Here is an 8025-nt window from a genome sequence, read left to right on the forward strand (position 1 = left end):
CGCCACCGCAACCGCCAAGCCCGCCTGGCCGCCCAACCGGCGCCGCCCGGCCCCGCACCCCCCGACGACGAACCTCCGCCGTTCTAAGGCGTGCGCGGGTTCATCATTCGTCCGCAGCCCATCCCGCCCCGACCCATCATCTGCTGCATCATGGCCGGCATGCCCTGGTCCACGAATCCGGTGACCTCGCGCGCGTGCGCCCGGATGACGTCGGCGAGGGCAGGGTCGTCGGTGGTCTCTTCGGCGATCACGCCGTTGGGGGTGAACGTCAGCCGGCGCCGGTAACCGCCGGCACGACGGAAAAGCGTCGGCAGGGTTTGGCTCATGCAGCTGACTTCGCTTCCCTGATCCAAGTGGGCGTACATGCTCGAGACGTGCGCTTGGAGTTGGGCTGTCAGATCCGGGGACGTCGATTCGGTGGTGGTGCGCACGCCCCCGGGAATGTCCTCGACCACCCGGTTGATTTCGCTGTGCCGCATGAACATGTCCATGTAGCGGCTCATGTCCATGTGACCGGCCCCCATGAAGCCGCCGCAGTCGGTGAGGCGGATTGCCGTCGCGGGCAGGCCGCCGCGACAGGCGTATCGCAGACCCAGGACGCCGCCCGCACCCAGCGCGCCGAACGCGGCGAGCGCCGCGCGCCTTGTCAATCCCGCCATCGCCACGTTTCCTTCGGGACACGTTTCACGCAACAATGCAAGCTGACCAGACCCAGGAAACCCGTTTCTAGGGCCAATGGTCCCTACCCCCGGCGGGTATATGTGTGACATGGTTCGGGGCATGACGGAAACTCCTGAATCCAGCGCCGGACCCGTGACCGGCCACCACCACGGGGACGGGCCGTACGCGCGCAGTCGGCTGGGTCACGTCGCCGCATGGGTGATCATCGTCGCCGGTGTCGTGTTCGTCGTCGCGGTCATCTTCTTCACGGGGCTGTTCTTGGGCTGGTCCTCCGGTGACCACTACGGCTGGCGCCACGGTTATGGCGGCGGGCGTGCCGGCACCTGCCCGATGATGCAGCCCGGCGGCATGATGGGGCCGGGCATGATGGGCCCCGGCGGCATGATGGGCCCCGGCGGGATGATGAGCCCGGGCGGCCCGGGTGGCCCGGGTGGCCCTCAGCAGACCCCGGCACCGACGGCGCCGCGGCCCTAGCGGATAGCGCGCCCTACACGGCATCGCGGAGTTCGCTATCGCCGTAGGACTTCCCGTCCGGCGTCTCTCGTTCGCAACCGCCCAAGCCGCGCGTAACCGCGCACCCATGCGGGCGTTCCTCCGTGTTTTCATTCGGGCTGTCATGGTTAGCCGGCCGCTCTAGAATGAGACGCTTTGGTCTGGCCGGTCGGGATGAGGTTGGTATGAAGAGCCGTGCGCGCAATCGACGTCAGCAGGCCGGTGGCCGCCCGCGCAGGGCGGCCGCCTTGCTGAGGGCGGCATTGAGCTGCACGGCTGCGGCAATCGTGGTGGCCGGGTGCGCATCCTTCGTTGACGGCCGGGCCCTGTCCATGCTCAATGACCCCTTCCGGGTGGGCGGCTTGCCCGCCACCAACGGCCCCAGCGGCATTCGCTCGAACGCACCCGCCGCGACCGGCACGGTGGTCAACACCGACGACGGCGCAATCGACAAGCTGTCGTTGCTGTCGGTCAACGACATCGAGGACTACTGGAAGTCGGTGTACGGGCAATCCCTGAAAGGAAGCTTCGTCCCGGTCGGCAAGATGGTGTCGTACAACTCCAAGGATCCATCCAGCCCCATCGTTTGCCACAACGACACCTACAAGCTCGTCAACGCCTTCTACACGTCGCGCTGCAACCTGATCGCCTGGGACCGCGGGGTGTTCATGCCGGTCGCGCAACGGTACTTCGGCGACATGTCGGTCAACGGCGTGCTGGCCCACGAATTCGGCCACGCCCTGCAGAACATGGCGCACCTGGTGACCAGACGCGACCCCACGATCGTGCACGAGCAGCAGGCCGACTGCTTCGCGGGCGTCTACCTGTTCTGGGTCGCCGACGGCAAGTCGCCGCGGTTCACGCTCAGCACCGCCGACGGGCTCGACCATGTGCTGGCCGGGATCATCACCACCCGCGACCCCGTGATCGACAGCGAGAGCGAGAACGACGACGAACACGGGTCCGCCCTGGACCGGATCAGCGCCTTCCAAATGGGTTTCATCGACGGGGCCTCGGCCTGCGCGGGGATCGACAAGAAGGAGATCGAGCAGCGCCGCGGGGATCTGCCCAACGCCCTGCGCGTCGACAGCAGCACCGGAAACCCCGAGACCGGTGAGGTCCCGATCGACCAGGACACCCTGTCGACGTTGATGGAGCTCCTGGGCAAGATCTTCAGCCCGAAGAGTCCGCCGGCGTTGTCCTATCAGCCGGCCAATTGCCCCGACGCCAAGCCAAGTCCGCCGGCGTCCTACTGCCCATCCACCAACACGATCGTGATCGACCTGCCCAAGCTCGCGGCGATGGGCAAGGTCGCCGACGAGAACGAACAAACCCTGCCGCAGGGCGACGACACCGCCCTGTCGGTCGTGATGTCGCGGTACGCGCTCGCCGTGCAACACGAACGCGGGCTGGCCATGCAGAGCCCGTGGACCGCGCTGCGCACGGCCTGCCTGACGGGCGTGGTGCACCGCAAGATGGCCGAACCCATCGAGCTGTCGTCACAGAAGCAGCTGCTGCTGACGGCCGGTGATCTCGACGAGGCGGTGGCCGGGTTGCTCACCAACCACCTCGTCGCCAGCGACGCCGACGGCACCAGCGTGCCCGCCGGTTTCACCCGGATAGCGGCGTTCCGCGGCGGCGTGACCGGCAACATGGACGCCTGCTACTCCCGCTATCCGGGCTGACCGGAGGTTCGTCCCGTCAACCGATTTCGGTGAGACTGGGGATGACTTAGTCGCGGCGGCGGCGGATGAAGCCAAACGTTCGAATCACACCGTGGACCACCCCTAAGGGGGACGAACGATCGAGTAGTCGCAACTAGCTTCGTCTCAGCTCTAGCGAGGAGGAGCCGTGGGCGACACAGAAGATCCGACCGATCATTTCCGCACGACGTATCCGCATGCCGGCGAATTCTTCATCGACCGACTGTGCTGGCCCGGACTGATGGCGATTGTGCTGGGCGTGGCCGCACTGGTTGGTGGTGTGGCCGCGGCGGCGTACCGGCAACAGGACTGGACGCTGACGCTGGTCGTCATCGGTCTGCCGGCGATCGTTGCCGGTTTGGTCTGGCTTGCGCTCGAGCATCGCCGGGTGATGAAGACGGAAAGGCGCTGGCTTTCCATGTATTCCACGCGCTACCCCGGCGTGTGGTAGCGGAAGCGGTCGGTCGTGCACCCTACGGATTCGCCGCCGCGTGGCCTTCCGCAATGGGTGTGGCGGCATCGCCGGGCATGGAGAACTGGCGCAGCCAGTCAAACCATTGCGACATGCCTTCACCGGTGCGCGCGCTAACCGGCAGAATCGTGGCCGTCGAATTGACCTGTCGGACATGGTCGATGTAGGTGTCGATGTCGGTGTCCAGATGCGGTACGAGGTCGATCTTGTTGAGCAGCACGATGTCGACCGAGCGAAACATCACCGGGTATTTCAGTGGCTTGTCTTCCCCCTCGGTGACCGAGTAGACCATCGCCTTGGCGTGCTCGCCGACGTCGAATTCGGCCGGGCAGACCAGATTGCCTACGTTCTCGATGATGACGAGGTCCAGGCCGGGCAGGTCGAGTCCCTGCAGCGCCCGGTTGACCATTGGGGCGTCCAAGTGGCACTCGCCGCCAAACCCGTTGCTGGTGTTCAGCAGTGACACCTGGGCGCCGCGCCCGGCGAGTTTGGCGGCGTCGAGGTCGGTGGCGATGTCGCCCTCGACCACGCCAATGGCTAGTTCGCCGGCCAGCGCGTCCAGCGTCGCCGCCAGGATGGTGGTCTTGCCTGATCCCGGCGAGCTCATCAAGTTGAGGGCGCGCACACCATGACGATCGAATGCACGCCGGTTGATGTCGGCGCGGGAGTCGTTCTCGGCGAAGATCGACTCGAGCGCGTCGATCCGCTGTGAACCGGTGGCATAGCCGCTGTGGTCGCCATGCTGGTCGTGGTCGTGGTCGTGGTCGTGGTCGTGGCTGTGCACCGTGCCGTCATCGTGGCGGTGAAATCGTCCCATTTACTCGACCTTTCGTGGCTCGGGAACGCCATCGGACACATCGACCGATGTGACCAGAAACTCGTTGCCGCGCAATACCTCAACGTCGCCGCTCGCGCACTCCGGGCAGCACACCGACCACCGGGACACGATCTCCGACCGCTGCCCGCAGGCGCGGCAGCACACCTCGGCGGGCACGAGTTCGAGTTCCAGCGCGGTGTCGACCATGTTCTCGTCCAGATGCTGGCAAACCAGGGACCAGCAGAACTCCAGCGAGTCGGGTACCACCTGGCGCAGCGCGCCGATCTGCACTCGGACGACGTCGACATGGCGCCCCGCCGCATGGGGCTTCACCACGCCGGCGATGGCATGGCACAGCGACAACTCGTGCACTACACCATGCTGCCTCGCGCGGATCAACGGTGTCGCGAAAACTAAGTGCAAAAAAACGCAGACTTTGTGTGCGAAATTGTGATTGTCGACATATCGGGACGGGTTTAACCTGAGCGTGACCGCCCGTGCCGCCAGCCCACTGGGCACGGGCGTCCATTGCTGCTCAGGAGGTTCGTGGATGGGCAGTCGGGTGGTGCGGTGACCAGCGTTCGGTTGCGGCTCGACATCGAGGGCGTCGTCCAGGGCGTTGGATTTCGCCCCGCTGTTGCGCGCATCGCCGCACGTCACGGCCTATCCGGCTGCGTCTACAACGACTCCGGTGCGGTGCACTGCGAGTTCGAAGGTGCACCCGAAGCCGTCCAGGCCGCGGTATCGGCGCTCAGCGCTGACCATCCGCCGATGGCCCGCATCGACTCGATCGAAGCCCGCCAGCTGCGGCCGAACGGCGAATCCGGATTCCGGATCGTCGCCAGTCGAACAGACGACAGCCGCCGCACGCTGGTGCCGCCGGACATCGCGACCTGTGCCGACTGCCTGCGCGAGATGCGCGACCCCGGCGACCGCCGCCACGGGCACCCGTTCATCACGTGCACCAACTGCGGCCCGCGCTACACGGTGATCACCGACCTGCCCTATGACCGGCCGTCGACCACCATGGCGCAGTTCGGCATGTGCGCGGCGTGCACAGCCGAGTACCACGACCCCACCGACCGCCGCTTCCACGCCCAGACCATTGCGTGCGCCGACTGCGGACCGACACTGTCCTGGCGCGGCCCGCGCGATGCCAACGACCCGCTGGGGGCCGCAGCACAAGCGCTGCAGGACGGACTGGTGGTCGCGATCAAGGGCATCGGCGGCTTCCATCTCGCCTGCCTCGCCGACAACGCCGCGACGGTCGCCGACCTGCGGCGCCGAAAGGGCAGGCCCGCCAAGCCTTTCGCCGTGATGGTCGCCGATCTCGCCGCGGCACAACGACTCTGCCACGTCGACGGCGCCGGGGCGCAACTGCTGCAATCACCGGCGGCTCCGATCGTGTTGCTGCCCGCCCGTGCGGACGCGGCGCTGCCCGGCGTGGCGCCCGGCCTGTCCGAAATCGGCCTCATGCTGGCCTATTCCCCGGTGCACCACCTGCTGTTCGACCGGTTGGGGCCGGTGCCGCTGGTGATGACCTCGGCCAACAGCGGTGGCTCCCCGATCGTGTTCCGGGATTCCGACCTGAGCTGGATCGACGGGTTGGCGGACGCGGTGCTCACCCACGACCGGCCCATCCACGTGCCGTGCGAGGACTCGGTGCTCGCCTTGGACGCCGAGGGCGCCGTGGTGCCGGTCCGGCGCTCCCGCGGCTACGCCCCGCTTCCGGTGTCGACGCCGGCCGCCGGCGCCGGGGTGATCCTGGCGACCGGTGGGGATCTCAAGACCACGTTCTGCCTGCTGTCTTCCGACGGGCACGCGCACATGTCGTCGCATCTGGGTGACATGGCCGACCCGCGCACCCAGGGTTGCTTCGAATCGGCCGAACGACACCTGGCCGTCATGACCGATTGCCGACCGCGGCTGATCGCCTGCGATCTGCATCCGGCCTACGCCACGACCGGCTGGGCCAAGCGACGGGACCTGCCGGTGCAGCAGGTGCAACACCACCACGCCCACGCGGTATCACTGATGACCGAGCACGGCCGGCTCGACGAGCCGATGCTGGCGGTCGCCTTCGACGGCACCGGCTACGGCACCGACGGCACCATCTGGGGCGGCGAACTCCTGATGCTCACCGACCCGGCCGCCTTCACCCGGGCGGGGCACCTCAAGGCGTTCGCCCTGCCCGGCGGCGACGGCGCGGTGCGCCACCCCGGCCGGATCGTCCTGGACCTGCTGCACCGCGCCGGGATCGACTGGGCGCCGGACCTGCCCGCGGTGCAGAGTCTCGACGCCCAGGCGAGACGCGTTCTGGAACAACAGATTCCGCGCGGCATCGGCTGCGTCGAGACCACCAGCATGGGTCGCTTGTTCGACGCGATCGCCAGCCTGCTCGGCGTCTGCCAAGAAGTCACCTACGAAGGTCAGGCCGCCGTCGAACTCGAGCACCTGGCCCGCCGCGGCGACCCGGCGCCGATGGACTTCGACGTCACCGCGGGCGTCCTGGACCCGACGCCGTTGATCACCGAGGTGGTGCGGGGTCTGCGGGCCGGCACGCCGACGGCCGATCTCGCCGCGGGCTTTCACGCCGCCGTCGTCAGGGCCACGGCGCAGGCGGTGTACGAAGTCGCGGCGGGCGTCGGCACCATCGGGTTGACCGGCGGCGTCTTCGTCAACCGACTGCTGCGCGATGGGCTCCGTAAAGAATTGGTGGGCAACGGTTTCGAGGTGCTCACCCACGCAGTATTGCCGTGCAACGACGGCGGCCTGGCGCTGGGCCAGGCCGTGATCGCGGCACGCCGGCACGAAAGGGGGGCATAACACATGTGTCTCGGAATTCCCGGCAAGGTGGTCGACACCTGGGATGAGGCGGGGACGCGGATGTGCACCGTCGACTTCGGCGGCACCACCAAGACCGTGTGCCTGGCTTACCTACCGGACATGCAGATCGGCGAATACACCATCGTGCACGCCGGTTTCGCGATCACCCGGCTGGACGAGGCGTCGGCGCAGGAGACCCTGCGGATGTTCGACGACCTCGGGGTGCTCGATGACGAACTGGCCGGCGACGAGGGTCAGGGCAGGAGGGAACCGGCATGAAATACCTGGACGAGTTCCGCGACCCGGTAGCCGCACACGCTTTGGTCGACCACATCAAGAAACGCGTCAGCAAAACCTGGACCATCATGGAAGTCTGTGGTGGACAGACACATTCGATCATCCGCAATGGCATCGACCAGCTGCTGGACGGCGCGGTGGAATTCATCCACGGCCCGGGGTGCCCGGTCTGTGTGACACCGCTGGAGATGATCGACCGCGCCCTGGAGATCGCGGCGCGCGACGACGTGATCTTCTGCTCCTTCGGTGACATGTTGCGGGTGCCGGGTAGCAGTCAGGATCTGTTCGGGGTGCGCGCCTCCGGCGGTGACGTCCGGATCGTCTATTCGCCGTTGGACGCCACCCGAGTGGCCGCCGACAACCCCGACAAGCAGGTGGTGTTCTTCGGGGTCGGCTTCGAGACCACCGCGCCCGCCAACGCGATGGCCGTCGTGCATGCGCAGCGGCTCGGGCTCACCAACTTCTCCATGCTCGTCTCGCACGTGCTGGTGCCCCCGGCCATGACGGCGATCCTGAGCTCGCCGACCAACCGGGTCGAGGCGTTCCTGGCCGCCGGACACGTCTGCACGGTGATGGGCACCGGCGAATACGGGCCGCTGGTCGACGAATTCCACGTTCCGATCGTGGTCACCGGATTCGAGCCGCTGGACCTGCTCGAGGGTGTCCGGCAGGCCGTCGACCTCCTGGAGGCGGGCACGCCGCAGCTGCGCAACGCCTACCCGCGTGCGGTCACCGCC

The 8025-nt window shown here is 67.4% G+C and carries 9 protein-coding genes; 6 read left to right on the plus strand and 3 right to left on the minus strand.

All coding sequences use genetic code 11. The features are described 5' to 3' along the window. Positions 1-83: 83 nt before the first annotated feature. Positions 84-659, minus strand: coding sequence for a hypothetical protein (locus A5695_RS01065; protein ID WP_068077195.1), 576 nt, complete (start codon positions 657-659; stop codon positions 84-86). A 121-nt stretch (positions 660-780) separates the two neighbouring features. Between A5695_RS01065 and A5695_RS01070 the strand changes: the two genes are divergently transcribed. From A5695_RS01070 to usfY, 3 genes are all read left to right on the plus strand, one after another. Next, entirely contained in the window at positions 781-1155 is a 375-nt protein-coding gene (locus A5695_RS01070; RefSeq protein WP_156749390.1) for a hypothetical protein, read from the plus strand. Between the two features lie 203 nt (positions 1156-1358). Beyond that, on the plus strand, positions 1359-2858 hold the full coding sequence (locus tag A5695_RS01075; RefSeq protein ID WP_156749392.1) for a peptidase: 1500 nt from the start codon (positions 1359-1361) through the stop codon (positions 2856-2858). A gap of 166 nt (positions 2859-3024) precedes the next feature. Next, on the plus strand, positions 3025-3327 hold the full coding sequence (gene usfY, locus A5695_RS01080) for a protein UsfY (RefSeq protein WP_068077199.1): 303 nt from the start codon (positions 3025-3027) through the stop codon (positions 3325-3327). A 22-nt stretch (positions 3328-3349) separates the two neighbouring features. Here usfY and hypB read toward each other — a convergent pair whose 3' ends face one another. Together hypB and A5695_RS01090 are read right to left on the minus strand one after the other, a co-directional pair. Beyond that, a complete protein-coding gene (hypB, locus tag A5695_RS01085; RefSeq protein ID WP_068077201.1) occupies positions 3350-4165 on the minus strand; it encodes a hydrogenase nickel incorporation protein HypB in 816 nt (271 codons plus the stop codon). Next, the gene (locus A5695_RS01090; protein ID WP_068077203.1) at positions 4166-4537 is read right to left on the minus strand and encodes a hydrogenase maturation nickel metallochaperone HypA; all 372 of its coding nucleotides are present in this window, start codon (positions 4535-4537) and stop codon (positions 4166-4168) included. Positions 4538-4711: 174 nt separating this feature from the next. On the opposite strand from A5695_RS01090, the gene hypF reads away from it, so the two are divergent. The 3 genes from hypF to hypD form a co-directional block, all read left to right on the plus strand. Then, positions 4712-6991: a carbamoyltransferase HypF gene (hypF, locus tag A5695_RS01095; protein ID WP_231974678.1), complete on the plus strand. Its 2280-nt coding sequence runs from the start codon at positions 4712-4714 to the stop codon at positions 6989-6991. Between the two features lie 3 nt (positions 6992-6994). Further along, positions 6995-7270 (plus strand): HypC/HybG/HupF family hydrogenase formation chaperone, encoded by a 276-nt coding sequence (locus tag A5695_RS01100; RefSeq protein WP_068077205.1) that lies wholly within the window; start codon positions 6995-6997, stop codon positions 7268-7270. Further along, positions 7267-8025 (plus strand): hydrogenase formation protein HypD (gene hypD, locus A5695_RS01105; protein WP_068077207.1); only part of this gene is annotated, 759 nt, incomplete at its 3' end. The genes A5695_RS01100 and hypD, both read left to right, overlap by 4 nt.

Source organism: Mycobacterium sp. E1747, assembly GCF_001667775.1.
Classification (GTDB): Bacteria; Actinomycetota; Actinomycetes; order Mycobacteriales; family Mycobacteriaceae; genus Mycobacterium.

Bases quoted from the DNA above. Each gene is read 5' to 3' on its own strand.
- A5695_RS01065 (WP_068077195.1), bottom strand. From the start codon at position 659: ATGGCGGGATTGACAAGGCGCGCGGCGCTCGCCGCGTTCGGCGCGCTG.
- A5695_RS01070 (WP_156749390.1), top strand. From the start codon at position 781: ATGACGGAAACTCCTGAATCCAGCGCCGGACCCGTGACCGGCCACCAC.
- A5695_RS01075 (WP_156749392.1), top strand. From the start codon at position 1,359: ATGAAGAGCCGTGCGCGCAATCGACGTCAGCAGGCCGGTGGCCGCCCG.
- hypB (WP_068077201.1), bottom strand. From the start codon at position 4,165: ATGGGACGATTTCACCGCCACGATGACGGCACGGTGCACAGCCACGAC.
- A5695_RS01100 (WP_068077205.1), top strand. From the start codon at position 6,995: ATGTGTCTCGGAATTCCCGGCAAGGTGGTCGACACCTGGGATGAGGCG.